This window comes from Terrisporobacter muris (genome assembly GCF_024621905.1).
Taxonomy (GTDB): Bacteria; Bacillota; Clostridia; order Peptostreptococcales; family Peptostreptococcaceae; genus Terrisporobacter; species Terrisporobacter muris.
Window position 1 is genome coordinate 1 of sequence record NZ_JANKBY010000050.1, and the last position, 16,397, is coordinate 16,397.

General features: G+C 27.0%; 9 protein-coding genes. 3 read left to right on the forward strand and 6 right to left on the reverse strand.

Annotated elements, in window-relative coordinates:
* The 3 genes from NSA58_RS06065 to NSA58_RS06075 all read left to right on the forward strand — a co-directional run.
* On the forward strand, positions 1-1,785 hold a 1,785-nt coding region (locus tag NSA58_RS06065), incomplete at its 5' end, for a hypothetical protein (RefSeq protein WP_257560256.1).
* A 427-nt stretch (positions 1,786-2,212) separates the two neighbouring features.
* Positions 2,213-3,733 (forward strand): tyrosine-type recombinase/integrase, encoded by a 1,521-nt coding sequence (locus NSA58_RS06070; protein WP_147516126.1) that lies wholly within the window; start codon positions 2,213-2,215, stop codon positions 3,731-3,733.
* Positions 3,694-4,266, forward strand: a complete 573-nt coding sequence (locus tag NSA58_RS06075) for a hypothetical protein (RefSeq protein ID WP_147516127.1) — start codon at positions 3,694-3,696, stop codon at positions 4,264-4,266. The genes NSA58_RS06070 and NSA58_RS06075 overlap by 40 nt, the downstream gene beginning before the upstream one ends.
* A 97-nt stretch (positions 4,267-4,363) precedes the next feature.
* Here the strand turns inward: NSA58_RS06075 and NSA58_RS06080 are convergent, their stop codons facing one another.
* The 6 genes from NSA58_RS06080 to NSA58_RS06105 all read right to left on the reverse strand — a co-directional run bounded on the left by NSA58_RS06080 (position 4,364) and on the right by NSA58_RS06105 (position 16,119).
* Positions 4,364-5,047, reverse strand: a complete 684-nt coding sequence (locus NSA58_RS06080; protein ID WP_147516128.1) for a M48 family metallopeptidase — start codon at positions 5,045-5,047, stop codon at positions 4,364-4,366.
* 1 nt (position 5,048) lies between these two features.
* Positions 5,049-8,309: a type I restriction endonuclease subunit R gene (locus NSA58_RS06085; RefSeq protein ID WP_257560257.1), complete on the reverse strand. Its 3,261-nt coding sequence runs from the start codon at positions 8,307-8,309 to the stop codon at positions 5,049-5,051.
* Between the two features lie 277 nt (positions 8,310-8,586).
* Positions 8,587-9,822: an AAA family ATPase gene (locus NSA58_RS06090; RefSeq protein ID WP_147516130.1), complete on the reverse strand. Its 1,236-nt coding sequence runs from the start codon at positions 9,820-9,822 to the stop codon at positions 8,587-8,589.
* A 32-nt stretch (positions 9,823-9,854) separates the two neighbouring features.
* Positions 9,855-11,153, reverse strand: coding sequence for a restriction endonuclease subunit S (locus NSA58_RS06095; protein WP_257560258.1), 1,299 nt, complete (start codon positions 11,151-11,153; stop codon positions 9,855-9,857).
* A gap of 10 nt (positions 11,154-11,163) precedes the next feature.
* Positions 11,164-13,497, reverse strand: a complete 2,334-nt coding sequence (locus tag NSA58_RS06100; RefSeq protein ID WP_257560259.1) for a type I restriction-modification system subunit M — start codon at positions 13,495-13,497, stop codon at positions 11,164-11,166.
* Between the two features lie 75 nt (positions 13,498-13,572).
* On the reverse strand, positions 13,573-16,119 hold the full coding sequence (locus tag NSA58_RS06105; RefSeq protein ID WP_257560260.1) for a restriction endonuclease subunit S: 2,547 nt from the start codon (positions 16,117-16,119) through the stop codon (positions 13,573-13,575).
* Between the last annotated feature and the right edge of the window lie 278 nt (positions 16,120-16,397).

Sequence of the window (16,397 nt, forward strand, 5' to 3'; positions counted from 1 at the left end):
AAAGTAGAACATCCATTAATAATAGATACAAAGTTAGATAATTGTTTCTTAGTTGAATTATTAGATGGATTTTATAAGTCTGATTTATTTAGCAGTAGAAGACTTTATAATAACTATGATTTTGCTAGAAAATTTTATGAAAGCTATGATAAATTTTCTAATTTTAAACATATTACGGATTTCAACTATAAAGTATTTGAAAAGCAATTTGATTTTTATAAAGAAAATAAAGCAGAATTAAAAGCATTAATTAAATTTTACATTTATATTCACTCAATATATGAGGATATATTTAAACCCACCGATCCTGTTGATATACTTTGGATGACAACTGATTCAAGATTTATAAATCAATATAATGATGGATTTAGATTAGTAGATATTAACCCAATAGAATCATTCCCAGCAAATGATAGATGGAAAGTTAGACCTAACGGTCAAGAAAAATTCACTACTAAAATAAATGTCACAAACTATTTAGCATTCAATTTTACTAAAATAAACTATGCTGAGTATATACCATTTGCAAAAGATTTTATTTGGACCTCTACTCATACATTACCTACTAGAGTTACTATTTTTTATTACATTATTGAATTTTTAAATTTTATATATGAACATAAAACTTTAAATATAAATAAAAAAAATAATAGTGATTATAACAAAATTACTGCCGCAGAAATAGTATCATACTTAGGTTATATTTCAGATAAAGATAGCCTTCATGTATATAACGATAAAATATTATCTATTAGAAATTTTCTAAAAAAGAACTATTTTGAAGTTGAACTTGCAGTGTTTGATTTTTTAGTTCATGGTGGCACTCATACTCCATCAGGCAGTAAAAGTATACCAGAAAATGAACTTAAAAAATTAGATAAGCATTTATTAGAACTTTCATATACTAGCGATACTTATTATGTTTACTATACAATATTTCGACTTGCATTAGATACAAATTTTAGAATAAATTATTTATTATCAATAACTACAGATTCAATTAAAGAGGCTATGAAAAAAGGTCAATATTACATCGAGGCTATAACTAAAACATCTAATAAAGAAAAAGTTAAAGAAAATATAAGCAAGTATGCTTATAGATACTTAGAAAATGCAATAGAAAAAACTAAGAACTTAAGAGATAAATCACCTAAAGAGTATGAAAACTTTGTTTTTTTATATGATATGCAAAGGGGTAATCTAAAAGTAACTATGCCAATTTCTGCTAACGTTTTTAATACTTTTTTAAAACATGAATGTAATAATATAGGACTGCCCATATATACAGCAGAAAACCTTAGAGATACAAGTATAACAAGAGCCTTTGATTATGCACAAGAGAATGGTCTAAGCCACCAAGAAACAGAACTATTAGTTAGAGGTAAGCGTTCAATAAAACTTAAACATTACTATGATGCTCTAGAATCTAAGTTATTTGTTGAAGCAACATACGGTATTATTATAGGTAACGTAGACCTTAAAGGTCAAATACTAGAAACTACTGATAGTTCATCTTTTAGCAAGGATGAAATGATGGACGATGGATGTGGTTTTTGTAGAGAAAAGGAATGTCGTATTCATGAAGATATAGGGTGCCCTATGTGTAAGTTTTTTATAGTTACACTGGATAGAATACCATTCTACCAAAAAAAATTACAACAACTTGATATCGCAATAGAAAATGAAACTATCGAACACGAAAAAGACCATATAAAGGCTATAAAAGGACTTTATGCAGCATATTTAGCAAAATTATATGAACTTAAACAAAAGTTGAAACTTTAAATAAGATTACATCTAGGAGGTGGTATTTTTGAAAATTACAGCAAATCAATTAGTTAATTTCGTAGAATATACAGACGAAAAATTCATTCAGACTGAAAATACTGTTAGTGAGTTTTTAAGAATATGTAAAGATATTAAGGATTTAGATATACTCCCTTTAAAAAAATTAAATGTAATTTTTTCAAGCGATTCTTGGGATTTATCTCCTTTAGCAATTAATGATATCGAGCGAAGTCAAATTGATCTTTTTAATTTTGAGAACGTGCCAAATAATTTTAAAGATGAATTGAAGTTTTATATCTATTGGAGCATTACACTACGTAAAAAAAATAAGAAAATACACTCGATACACCATTCTTTTAAATCTATAAGACTGTTTTTAATATATTTAAATGATAAATACATTAAATCATTAGAATGTATAGATTTGGGTATAATATCAGATTATATTAGTTATTTAAGTAATGATAAAAATAATAAGTATTCTACCATGCAGATATATGTAAGAGATATCCGAAATTTTATATCATTTTATAATTCTAATATGACTAATACTGATATGTCTAATATATTAAAAAGATTAGATAAAGCATCAAATAAATTATCAAGTTTAGCCTCAGAGTGCACAGAGGAAAATAAGCATAACAATATACCTGATGCCTATTTCGATAGCCTCCTTAGCACTCTTATGAGTATAATGAGAGATAAAGATTTAGATGGTAAAATAAGAGGATACGCCGCCCTTATTATCTTAATGAGCCAAACTGGACTTAGAATACGTCAGATGCTATCTTTAAAAGTGAATGCATTATCTAAAACTCATATTTCAGATTTTGATAATGCCTCTCATTTTTTAGAATTTACAATAATAAAAAAAGATTTATACGAACAAGGTTTCACAGTCGTAAACCAATTAGGATATGAGGCTTACAAAATTTTAGAAGACGTATTTGAAAAGTCTCGTGAAAAATTAAAAACAGATTATCTTTTCTGTCCTTCAAGTTCAAAAACTATGCCTATGAAGCCAGAAGTTTTTTCTAAGAATATGTTACGTATGATTACTGAATTTGGATATGATATAGGAGCAGTTAATGTAGAAGATGATTACCCAGAATTAAAAACTATTAGCATCGGTGAATTAAAAGAAAAGTACTCTTTCTCTAAGAAACTTTATGATGGCTACTCTGATGATGACGATATCATTTCATATCCTACAAGCCATCAATTTAGAGTCCACCTTTGTACATATCTTTACCATAAAGGTGTTCCTTTGGCATTTATACAAAAATACATGAACCATTTAACCGAGGAAATGACTGATTACTATGTAAGAAATAAGGATTCATCTGAACAGGATAGTAAATTTGCTGATACAATACTAAGAGTTATTGTAGAAGAAGGTACAAAACCTCTCGGCTCTGGTAGTGATGCTCTTATGTTTAAAATAAATGAGTTTATTAAGAATGGTAAATTTAAAGTTGTCGAAGATATAGATAAAGTTATTTCTATTTTGAAAGGTAAAGTACCCATTAGGCAAAAAACTGGTGGAATGTGTATTAAATCTGTTGAAAACAGAGATTGTCGTGTAGATGACCAGTCAGATAAAATCTACTGTGCATATGGAATTTGCCCTAATCACTTCCACCTATATATAATGGCTGATATAACCTATAACGATTGTAAAACTCTAATTAAGATAATAGAATACAATCAAACCGAAGGCTATCTTCGACAGGCAAATAAAGAGTTAGGTAAACTTCAATCCGCAATAAAAAATGCTTTAAAACCAGAAATAGAACAACTAGAAGATGAAATCAATAAAAAAGGTGTAGATTGGATAAAAGAAAATCACAAAAACCTTATACCTATTATAGAAAGACTAGATGAAATTAAGAAGGAGATGGACGAATGGATGAACATAGAACCCTTAACATTGAAGAACAATTAAAATCAATTTCTAATGAGTTAGGAATAGATTATGACAATCTTAAATCTAAAACTAAAAAACATCTTTTAAATATAGAAACCGCTATTACAAACAGAGAATTAAAGTACTCTGAGTTAGTGGATGAACTTAAAGGTAACAAGGTTACACTAAGCTCTATTTCGGATGATGCTAAGATTAGTAGACAAACCTTATACAATAATAAGGAATTAAAGGCTTATATAAACTTTAGAACACTTCAGGTTAATGAACTTAACCCTTATTACCAAATAGATGCATTAAAGGAGAAAATAAATAAACTTAATCAAAAGTTAGAACTTATGATTAATAGAGATATTGATACTGAGATTTTAAGATATGAAAATCAAATTTTATTAGAACAAATCAAAAACAAAGATAATACTATTACTCGAATGAATGAACAAAATACAGAAATGGAACGTAGAATTAAAGAATTAAAAAAAGATAAAATTAATTTAAACTCAACTACAAGTACTTCTAAAGGAAAGGTAGTAACATTCGTTAAAGATAAGTAATCAAATATTGTAAGGATATATTCTAAAAAGAAGCTTAGAAATGTTTTAAAATCCATTTCTAAGCTTTTTTAAATTTATAAGTAATAAATAGCCTTAATTATATATCAAGACTAGCTCCATTTTTCCTTAGCCAATTCTTTTTATTTTCATAGTCTGGTATTACTTTATCAATTATATTCCAAAAATCCAGACTATGATCATTATACTTAATATGAGCTAGCTCATGAACTACAATATAATCAATTACAGATAAAGGAGCCATCATACACTTAAAGTTAAAATTTAGATTTCCATGTTCTGTACAGGATCCCCACCTATTTTGTAATTCCATTACTCTAATATTTTTAGGTTCAACACCAATCATGTTTTTGTACAAATTAATTCTCTCTATAATTTTTTTAAGTCCTTTTTCTCTATAAAAAGATTTAAATACTTCACTTGCATTATCTAATTTAGATTTTTTCAAATAGAACTTACCTCTATAAAGCTTTAAATCTACGTCTAAATCTTCTACAATCTCTAATCTGTATGATGACCCTAGATACATAAAGCCTTGCCCGTTTACAAACTTTCTATCTACCTTTGAATGATTAAGAGCTTCAAATTCTGCTTTTTTTATGTATATCCAGTATCGCTTTGATTCTAATACACACTCAATATCTTCTATTGAAGTATCTAATGGAACTATTAATTTTACAGTTCCATCATTTTCGACTATTAAACTACTACTTTTTCTTTTACGTCTTATTAATTCATAATTTATGTCTTTATATACCAGCATTTTAATTCACCATTAAATCATATCTTTTTCTAGCCAAGTTTATTATTTCAGAAACTAATATATCCTCATTATCCTCTAACTCATCTACACAAGAGTCTAATAGAATATCACCAACTTCTCCGCTCACTCTTTTAATTACTACAGGATTACCCCAAGTTATTTTTTTCATCTCAGCTATTATTGTATTAACTATCTCTACTGTAATAGATTTTATTTGTTCTTCATCTTCTGGTTTAGAATCTTTAAAAGCAATATTTAGTATTAAATCATAAAAAGGTGCTTCCTTGATAGAATCTAAACCACTTACACTATTTTCGTTTCTTCCTTTTAGTATTTCATCTAATAACTTTTCAAGCTCTTTGTATCTAGTTTCTATATCTGCATCATACTTTTTAAGTATTTCATCTAGTTTTTCACTAAAAGTTTGATATAAAGCTGGATCCATTGATCTATTAATATTAATATATTTTCTAGTAGCATGTTCCATTTCACTTGCTTTAGCTTTTGTTGATTTATGATTTTCTAAGTTCTGTTTGAAATCAACATCAAATAATTCTAATGGCCTTACTCTGTTGCTAATTCCTTTACTTTCAACATGTTTATTTATTAGGTCTTTAATTTTTTCACCTACACCCATAAGATTTATGCTATCATCCTTATATCTGTGTTTGATTCTAGCTTGAATATGCCCAAATGACTTCATTGCTTGAACATACTTTTCTTCTATGTCTAAATGAATTAATACATCTAGACTCATTAAAAACATTTTATAATCAATTTCAAACTTTGCTCTAGTCTGTAAATTTTCGCAAGCATCAATACATTTTTCTAATATTTCATACTGCTTGTTTGAATCAGTTATCTTATATGTTATATAATCTTCTATTTCTCCTATACCATTTTCTTTAAATAAGTTAACAAGCCTTAAATATCTATCATTTAATACTGGCTTTTCTGAGTTAACATCAACTATTGCACTTTTCACCTCATCATCATCGTCACCACTATATATAGCTAATGTCTCTGCAATTAAATCAGCATTGTTAGCATAGTCAACAATATAGCCTTTATACTTATCTTTAGCTGTTCTATTTACCCTTGTTATTGCTTGGAATAAGTTATGCTCTTTCATTTTTTTATCTAAGTACATTACTTGTTCTATTGGAGCATCAAACCCTGTTAAAAGCTTGCTACATACTATTAATATAGCTATACCAGTTTCAGGTTTATCATAGTCAAACTTCTTTTTAAAATTTTCAATAGCATCACATTCTTTAGATTCTTTTGAATATCTTATAACATCAGGCTTATCATTTCCTCCATCAGAAACTATAACAGCTGTTTTTATGAATTTAAGCTTTTTTAATAATTCATAATCTAATAAGTGTCCACATTTATCAAGTTCTTTTATTTTGTCTTCAATAGCTTTATCCAAGTATCTTTTATACTTAGCTGTAGCAACTTTTGAAATACAAACAACTTGAGCCTTAAATCCATTTGGTAGTATCTCTTTAGTATAATGATCTATTATATTGTAAGATAATGTCTTTATATGATCATCACTTTCTAAAAAATCTTTATAACTTCCATATTTTTTCTTTATTTCTTTTAATTCTTCTTCACTCTTATCTTTAAAGATTTCAGAAAATTCACTGTCAAATGCTGATTTGTCTAATAAATCTAATTTGTCTTTTCTACCTACATACATAATTTGTAAAGTAGCTCCATCTCTTACTGAGTCTTTAGATTTGTATGTGTCTATATATGTACCAAATATATCTGTAGTTTTTCTCTTATGCTTTCCAGTGATTAATGGCGTACCTGTAAACGCAATTTTTGATGAATTAGGAAATGCCTTAAAGAGATTTCCTGCTAATCCAAATGGATTATTTTGAGTTCTATGAGATTCATCTATAAGAATAAGTATCCTATCTGAATTATTTACAACACCTAATGCTTCTATCTGTGGAAGAATATCTTCTTTTTGAAGACCTAAAGAAATAAGTGTATCTTCATCATCTTGGTTTAATCTTTTATCTCCAAATTTATGCATCATTACTAACGTTAAATTTGAGCTATTAGTCGATAATTTTGATTTTAATTCTCTACTATTTTCAACTATATCTATGGTTTCACCTGTAAGCTTAGCAGTTTCTGCTAATTGTTCTTCTAAATCTGTTCTATCATTTACCATAAGTACTTTGTAGTCTTTTAGAGATTCTATATTTCTCATTTGCCTTACTAAAAATACCATAGTCAATGATTTACCAGAACCCTGAGTATGCCATATTACACCACTTCTATCTTTATACGTTTTTCCATTTAATAATCTATCTATAGTTTTTGAAACTGCTCTAAACTGCTGATATCTACATACAATTTTTATTTCTATTTTTCCATCTGTATCAATTGGCTTGTATATGATAAAGTTTTGAATAATTTTTATTATATTTTCTTTATTTAACATTCCTTGTATTAATATTTCTTGTGAACGCTCCTTACCTAATGGTAATTCATATTCTTGGTATTTCTTTGGATAAATACTTTTCCATGGTAAGAAATGATCATATCCAGAAGATATAGTACCTACTCTTGCATCATCTCCATAAGTAGATATCATAAATTGATTATAGTAGAAAAGTTGTTCTTCTCCTTCTTTTTCTACATTCCCTGCTGTGTTTAATCTTCTATTTTGATATCTTAGGAGTTGAGTTATACCTTCTTCCATAGGGTTGGTAGCATAAGAACATGCTACCTTACACTCTACTACAACTACAGGTATACCATTTATAAAAAGAACTATATCAGGAATTATACATTTTTTAACAGTTCCTATTGTATCTACTCTGTACTGATTTATAGCTACAAAACTATTGTTTTCAATATTATCAAAATCAATAAGTTTTACAGCCACATTATCTTCACCTGTTAGTTCATTTTTATCTACTCTAGGCTTACTACTTACTAATAATTCTGTAATAGCTTTATTAGCTTCTTGTAAGCTTTTATAGTTTATATTTATTAAATCGTTGTATAAATCATTAAGTTGCTTATCAGTAAGCCACTCTCTATTATCTTCTAATCTATTTATATATTTAATAGCCTTTTTAAACTCACTTTTTATAACTATTTCTCTAAAGTTTTCTCTTAAACTTATACTCGGATTAGTAGGAACTACTCCATCTGAATGTTCAATTACCGTCCAACCTAAGTTTTTAAGTTGAGTTAAAAATGGGCTTTCTACTTCTGTATATTCACTCATCTTGCCCTCCATAATTTTTTGCCTATTCTTTTAAGACATCTATTGCTATTTATATTATAGCAAAAGCTATAGACATAAAACACGAATTGTTTAGTTTTATATCTATAGCTTTCATTTTAATATTTATAAATCATATCATCACTAATATACAAATTTAATCTCTTATCTATCGTATCATTATCTTTAAATTTATTTTTTATCCAGAACTCTTTTGCATTGGTACCATTAGGTTGTAGTATTATATTAGAAACAGAGAACTTATTTAAATTCTTTGTTTCTAATATAATACTATATGTTCCTGCTCTTTTAAATGGCTAGGAATTTTTATACTTCTATTAACTGGATGATTAGATAATAGTGCTCTTATACAAGTCATAGATCTATAAACCTTCTTTATTAACTCATCCTGTTTTTTATAAAATTCTTTTGAGTACTCATTTTCTATTATTTTATGAGCTGGTAGTTGTCTTTCTTTTCTAATATCTTTGAGTACTTGAATAATAGGCTTCATATCTCCATTTATTATATTTAAATCTAACCATTCACTAAACATTCTAATACTTGCCTTTTTTCCTTTTTTATCATAAGGATTTACTGTTTTTAATCCAACTCCTTTTACTTTAAATGTATCAACATTTATATTGTCAACAAACATCTTTTCTAACACCATAACGAAGTCATGATAATTTTTAAGAGTTGGTAAAAACATCATTCTATAATAATCTGGTCGTTCTTCATAAGATTCGCTGCTAAATTCAATTTTAAATAACTTTGGTAATTTCATATTATCACATAACTTATTTATTAATTTCATTTCATCTAAAATAGCATCATATACTGATATTTTATCGGTCCATTGACCTAGTATCGTATTTTTATAAAATGAGCTATTTATATAATAGTTTTCTTGATTAGACAACATATATTTTTTCCACTTCATCTGATCATACAGAGATAAATCTGATAAATCTCCTATGAAAACACCTATACATCTTTCTCTATTTTCACTTTTAGAATACGCAATTCCAAAATCTTTAATATACTCTACATCATCACAATTATCTGGTGATGTATATTTATCTCTGGTAACTATAGTACCTCTATAATCACCAAAGAATATATGATATCTAGGGTCTTGAAAATATGATTCTAAAATATCCATCTTGAAAAATATTAAATCTAAATGATTGCTACCTTTCATTAACATCTCAGTAAATGGTTTATGGTTAGATAAGTTTAATGTATATAAGTACTTTTTACTTGGATAAAGTACACAGAAGTTTATATTATCTTTTAGCTCTTTCTTTTGTTCTTCTCTACTCACATTTAAGTTATACATTCTTATATGTGGATTTATTACAAATCTACATGATAAAACCTCTATACTTTCTTCATCTATTAGTTCTTCTAGTAAGTTTACATCTTTAGTATTCAAATTTCTTAGTGATAAACCATTAAAATCTTTTGAGTTTAAATAATAGTCTGTTATTTCATCTAAAATCTTTTGTTTCATTTAATCCCCCTGATTTATGTTAATTAATCTAATTATACTCTTACTTTTCCAGTAAGTAAATCTTCCATAAGACCTAATTTAAGTTTCTTTAATTTTTCAAGATATTTATTTTCTTTTTCTATTATTTCATCTTGGTTGAATAAAACATTTGCTATTTGGTATTGTTCTTCTTCTTGAGGTAGTCCAATATCAAGATTATTTATATTAGCTAAACTTAATGTTTTTTGACTCGAACCAACTACAGCTTTATCTATTTGTTTTCTTATTTCTTTGCTATTTAAATAATAATATAAATATAATTTTATAATATGTGGATTTATAACTACTGTATTTTGACCTAGGCAAATACTTTCATCTGATTCTATATAACAACTCATTCCATAAGAACCAACTCTACTTAATATAATATCTCCCTTTTGAGGTTTATATTTTTTTGTAAAATGATTATATACTTCTTTACTTACTTTATATGCATTTGTTGTGTCTAACTTACCCTCTTTTATATCATTTACTCGTATCATCTTATATCCATTGTCTGAATATATTGGTGTTTCATGTAAAGAGTCAACTACATCTGATACTTCTTCAACTTTTTTGACTTTCCAATCCCAAGGAATTTTTCCAATCCCTTTAACATCCTTAAACCTAGTTTCTCTAAATCTCTTACCATCCTTAATCCTAACCTTACCACTCAACAAATCATCCATAAGACCTTTTTTAACTTGCTTATACTTAGCAATAGCTTCCTCCGTCTTTTGGATATTCATATCTATATTAGAAAGAATTTGAGCTATTTTTTCTTGTTCTTTCAAACTTGGTATAGTCATTAATATTGTTTTAAAATCTGTTTTATTAAATTTAGGTTGTGCTGTAGTAGATATTATGTTTTTTAAAGCATACTGTCCTAAATTACTCGTAAACCAATAATATATATAATCATTATTTATATTACTTCTAACTAATATAGCATTAGGTCCTAAAGTCATTGGTTTATTTAAATCTCTTAACTTAAATGTAAATCCTGCATATGCACCTACATTAGATATAATTACATCATCTTTTTTAAGGCTACTTTTTTTTAAAAAATCATATGAATGTTTATCTACATATACAAACGGACCTTTGAAATCATTTTTATAATCTGTTAATCTAACTAATATTGCATAATCCTCAGTATCTTTATAAGTAACATTCTCATTTAAAGTAGCAAAACTACCATTTGCAACATAATCTGTTACAGTGTGGAATATTTCTGCAGTTGTTTTAACTTCCCAATCTACAGGTATTCTACCAATGCCCTTAACTTCTTTAAACTCTGCATTAACTCTCATAATCACACCTCTAAAACTCATATCCTAATGACTTTAACATATCATCAAGCTCATTTTGTAAACTATCTCTTTGTTTTAATATACTCTCAAGAGATGTATTATAATTATCAAACAATCCTTCTACTACCTTAATACAAATATCTAACTCGCACTTTATAAAACTTATAATAGAAGCTTTTAAATTTTTATAGTATCTATTTAAAACAGTATTTCTTATCTCATCTTCACTTATACTATCCATTGCACTACTTAATATAAGTTCTAAGGTATCATGCTCTACTTGATTAACATTTTTATCATCAAGAAGTTTAGATAATATACCTTCTTTTTCATTTTTAATCATTTCATAAACTTTTTCATATTTAGGTAATTTTATACCACTTACTTCTTTAGACTCTATCTTATCTTTTAAATTAGGTACTTTAAGATCTATAACTTCACCCATTGTAAGTAAATTAGATAACCAACCAGTAGAAGCTATTGCCTTTAAATCTTCCTTTATTTCATCAAAATATGATACAAAAGCACCTTCTAATTTATTTAAATCTAAACTTTCAAATCCTATTAATTTTTCTACAAATGAGTTCATCATAGCTTTTTTTACTTCTGTTACATTTTTAGTATCATAAAGATTTGCTATTTGTTTTACATTTTCATTCCACCAAGCTTCATAAGCTATAAGTATATCATTTTGTTTTTTGATTACATCATTATCATCTTCTATAAATGCTTTAATATCTTCTTTACAATTTATGCTGCCTATAAAATCAACATAGTTTTCATTTTTATTTGCAAAAAGTTTATAGATATTTAAACCTTGCTTTAAAGCGATATCCTTTATATCCTCTACTTCATTTTTAGGTACTGATCCATATAAATGTGCTACTACATCATTTTTTTGTACTTCATCTGTATTGTCTACATATCTTCTTATATTTAAGTTGAAGCCTTCTTCTTTTATTTCTTCTATTGATACCATTCTAGAATATTTCTCTATTTCTGGTTTATTTTCATAAGTATGAACTATTTTTTGTATATCCTGTGCTCTTAGTTTATTTTGATTTTTACCTTCTTTGTATTCTTTGTCTGCATTTATAAATAATATTTCTTTTCTATTTTTAGCATCTTCTTTATTGATTACTATTACACATGCAGGAATACCTGTTCCGTAGAATAATCCTGATGGTAGACCTATTACACATTCTATAATGCATTTATCATCTTTTGTTATTAATGCTTCTCTTATAGTCCCTTCTTCTCCACCTCTGAATAATATTCCATGTGGAAGTACACAAGCTACTTTTCCATTTTCTTTAGTTACAGATATCATATGTTGTAAAAACATTAAGTCAGCTTTGTCTTTTTCTGGTGTAAATCCATATTCAAATCTTTCAGTATATTTAAGATTTGATTTTTTATAATCTTGAGAAAATGGTGGATTTGCTATTACTCTATCAAATTTCATTAATTCTCCATTTTCATCAAAGTGTCGAGGGTCTTCTAGGGTATCATCATTCTCTATTTCAAAACTAGCTATATCATGAAGTATCATATTCATCTTACACATAGACCAAGTAGCCCCATTTTCTTCTTGTCCATATAGCGCTAGGTTGGATGCATCTTGTCCATTTTCTTCTATATAGGATTTACTTTGGATAAGCATACCACCAGATCCAGCTGTTGGATCGTATATAGTCATTCCTTCTTGTGGTTTTAATATATTTACAAGAAGTCTAACTACTTCCGCAGGTGTATAGAACTCTCCAGCCTTTTTACCTGCACTATCTGCAAAGTATTTTATTAGATATTCATAAGCCGCTCCTAATAAATCCGGTGCCTCAAAGTCTTCATTTTTCATTGGTATTTTATCAAATATTTGTATGAAATCTACTAAAGTAGTATCTTTCATAGCTGTTTTTCCAACTTTTTTAGCAAAGTCTATTCCTTTTAATACGCCTTCTAGTTTTTCTATATTTGCTTCTTCTATTGAAGCTAGGGCTATGTTTAATTTATCTGCTACATCTTTTTTAAGATGTGCTATTCCAATATTACTTCCATTTTCATTTACGTAGTTCCATCTAGCTTCTACAGGTACAAAGAAAGTATCTCTGTATCTTCTAGGATCTTCTAATCTTTCTTTTATTTTTTCTTCATCTAGTCCTTTTTTTTCAAGAGCATCTCTTAATTCTTTTTGTTTTTCTTCAAACTGGTCTGATAGTCTTTTTAAGAAAATCATTGCAAATATATACTCTTTATATTCATTAGCATCCATTTTTCCTCTTAATACATCTGCTGCTTTTAGTAACAGCCTTTCTAATTTTGCCAGTGATAATTTATTAGCCATTATATCTTCCTCCTCATTTCTTATATAGATAGAATACCATAAGTGTAAGGTATTCTATCTATATTTTATTTTAAATTATACTAAATTTTCCTCAAAACTACTTTTTTCTCTATTTATTTCACTTAAACTATATTCTTTAGATTTACTTAATACTTTCTCTACTATATTTTTTTGTATCTCTATTGTAGGTAGTTTAATAACTATTGATTGTATTTGATCTCTTTTTATCATTGCTCTTGTTTTTGATGCTTTCGCTAAATCTTCTAACTTTTCTTTAACTTGGCTACTTCTAAATATCATTGCCATATATTCAGGTAAAACAACTTCATTTGCACTGTAAGTATATATAACTTGATTTGATATGCATCCTTCTATATTAGTATTAGCTACAGATGTACGCTCTATTGAATCTAACACTCTTGGAATTAATATATCTTTATTTTTAATTAGATTATGTCTGCCTTCTTTTTCATCAAATAGCGCTAGATCTTTTTCATTAACATATAGACTTTCAGTATTTAAGTTAGCTATCTTTACTTGCTTGACTTCTATCTCGTTCTTTAATATAACAGGTCTTTTATAACTTAGTACTTCATCTATTTTGTATTCTTTTGTATTTACTTCATCAATATTTTTTAATGTCTCATCTATTATTTGATTTAGTGTTTTATGTTGTGTGTATTTCATCAACATTTTTTTATATAATTCTTTAGCTTCTTTTTCATATTGATTAGGTATATCGCTAATTGGTAACTTATATTCTTTTAATTGCTTTATCATTATCATAGGTACTGCTGTTCCACTAGCTAGTGCTGATAACTCTTGTGTAACTTTATTACTACTTAATATAAAGTATAATAATTCAGCACTTATATTTTTAGGTGATAATACAGCTAATGCACTTGATACTATATACACATCATAGTCATTAGGTACTATTGCTATAGGTCCTTTATCTGGTCTTGCTGTTGATATTACTATATCGCCTGGATAAGCCAATAATTTCGCTCTTGATGGCAATTCACTGTAGTTAACTTCTTTTATATCTTTTAATATTTTTTTATCTGTATCTATGTTACTTACTTCTATATACGGATATTTTTCTTTTTCATTTATTAGGGTTTTTATTCCATGACTATTTATATTGCATAGTTCATTTAATAAATATCTATTTGATGAATTTAATTCTCTAAACATTCTCAAATAGTTTGCTGTCCAGTTATTACTTTCATATAAAACGCCATAGTCTAATAAGTTGCTATCATCTAAATTATTTTGTATAAACTCACTAAATTGATTTGCTACTTCATTTATTTCATCAATTTTACTAATTTCATTTATGAATACTTTTTCACAACATTCTAAACTGCTAGATTTCTTTTTCATTATTACTATGCTCATTTTGGCTACTGTATACGGCTTTTGTATGTGGTTTGGTAATCCTACTATTGCTTTTACTGTAGTTTTATTTGTTATTAATTTTCTGATTATCTCACTTTGCTTTATGAATAGTAATCCATCATTTACTATTGCTACTATATATCCTCCGTCTTTAGTTAAATTTATAGCTTTTTCAAGTAATAAATCTGATGTATTTATCATTTTACAATTTCTGGATACTATAGATTTATCTCTATATGGTTCACTATCAACTCTTTCACCAAGTGGTGGTTCTACTATTGTAAGACCATATTTTTCAACCTCTTCTATATCTAGTGCATCAGTTGTTGTTATTTCTATATTACCTTTTCCAGATATTAAGTTTAATAATTTACTTATATCACTTATATCATTATTTATTTCTATCCCTTTTAGAATGTTAAAGTTACTCTCTTGTTCTCTTAGAATGCATCCTGCCCCTGATCCTAATTCTATACAACTATCATTTATATTAAGTACTTTTATAAAGTCACTTACTACATTTATCATATTTTGTGTTGATATATCTACCTCTCGTTTTACTGATTCCTTTCTTATTAAATCTTCTATTATCCTTGAATAATAAATGCTAATAGGGACTAACATTTCTAATGCTTTTTTTGTATCTTCCAATTCATCTTTGTTATATATTTTTTGTAGCATGTTGCCATTTATTTTCAATTTATTTTTTATTTCATCAACTAATTGATTGTATAAGTCTATATCTACGTTCAACCATTCATTTAAGTTGTTATTTTTAAAAAAGTAAGCTCTTATAGCTATTGGTGTTAATATATAATTTGTTATATCTCCATCATATTTTCTTCTAGCACTTTGTATTAAGTATCCTATTTTTCGTCTTATATCTTCTTCTGATGTTGCATACTCCGAGTGATTTTTAAATGTTTTAGGTGTATATGTTTGGATTCCAGTACTCATGTCAATGTAATATGTTTTATCTGGTGTTAGTACTATTCCAAGTTCAATAGTTGGTTCTTTCATAGCTCTATTTATTAATTTATGATTTACTTTTAGCGATAGCTCATTTACTCCTATTCCTATAATTTTATCTTCTTTTGATCCAAACTCATTTATGATATATCCAACTATTAGATTGTCGTCATTTCTTTGTTCTAATACTATACATCCTCTGTCTTCTATATCTGATTTTATTTTTTTCTCTAATTCTCTTTTATTTAACATAATTACCACTCCTTTTTTATTTTTATAATTTAGACTTGTTGTGTTTTAATTTTAGCGAAATAAAAATTCACTACTCAATTAGTTATTATGTTTATACGAGTTGTGTTTTTATCTTTATACTTATATAGTATGCCAATACTTTCAAAAAGTAAACATATTTTTTTATACTTGTTGTGTTTTTTAATTTCTAATAGCCACTAGTATTTCCCTATAGTTTCTATTTGTATAGTACGGAGTTTTGTTTGAATTACTTGATATTTTTTTATACTTATTATTGT

Excerpts from the sequence above, each read along its gene's own strand:
- NSA58_RS06075 (WP_147516127.1), top strand. The coding sequence starts at position 3,694 with ATGGATGAACATAGAACCCTTAACATTGAAGAACAATTAAAATCAATT.
- NSA58_RS06080 (WP_147516128.1), bottom strand. The coding sequence starts at position 5,047 with ATGCTGGTATATAAAGACATAAATTATGAATTAATAAGACGTAAAAGA.
- NSA58_RS06085 (WP_257560257.1), bottom strand. The coding sequence starts at position 8,309 with ATGAGTGAATATACAGAAGTAGAAAGCCCATTTTTAACTCAACTTAAA.
- NSA58_RS06090 (WP_147516130.1), bottom strand. The coding sequence starts at position 9,822 with ATGAAACAAAAGATTTTAGATGAAATAACAGACTATTATTTAAACTCA.
- NSA58_RS06095 (WP_257560258.1), bottom strand. The coding sequence starts at position 11,153 with ATGAGAGTTAATGCAGAGTTTAAAGAAGTTAAGGGCATTGGTAGAATA.
- NSA58_RS06100 (WP_257560259.1), bottom strand. The coding sequence starts at position 13,497 with ATGGCTAATAAATTATCACTGGCAAAATTAGAAAGGCTGTTACTAAAA.
- NSA58_RS06105 (WP_257560260.1), bottom strand. The coding sequence starts at position 16,119 with ATGTTAAATAAAAGAGAATTAGAGAAAAAAATAAAATCAGATATAGAA.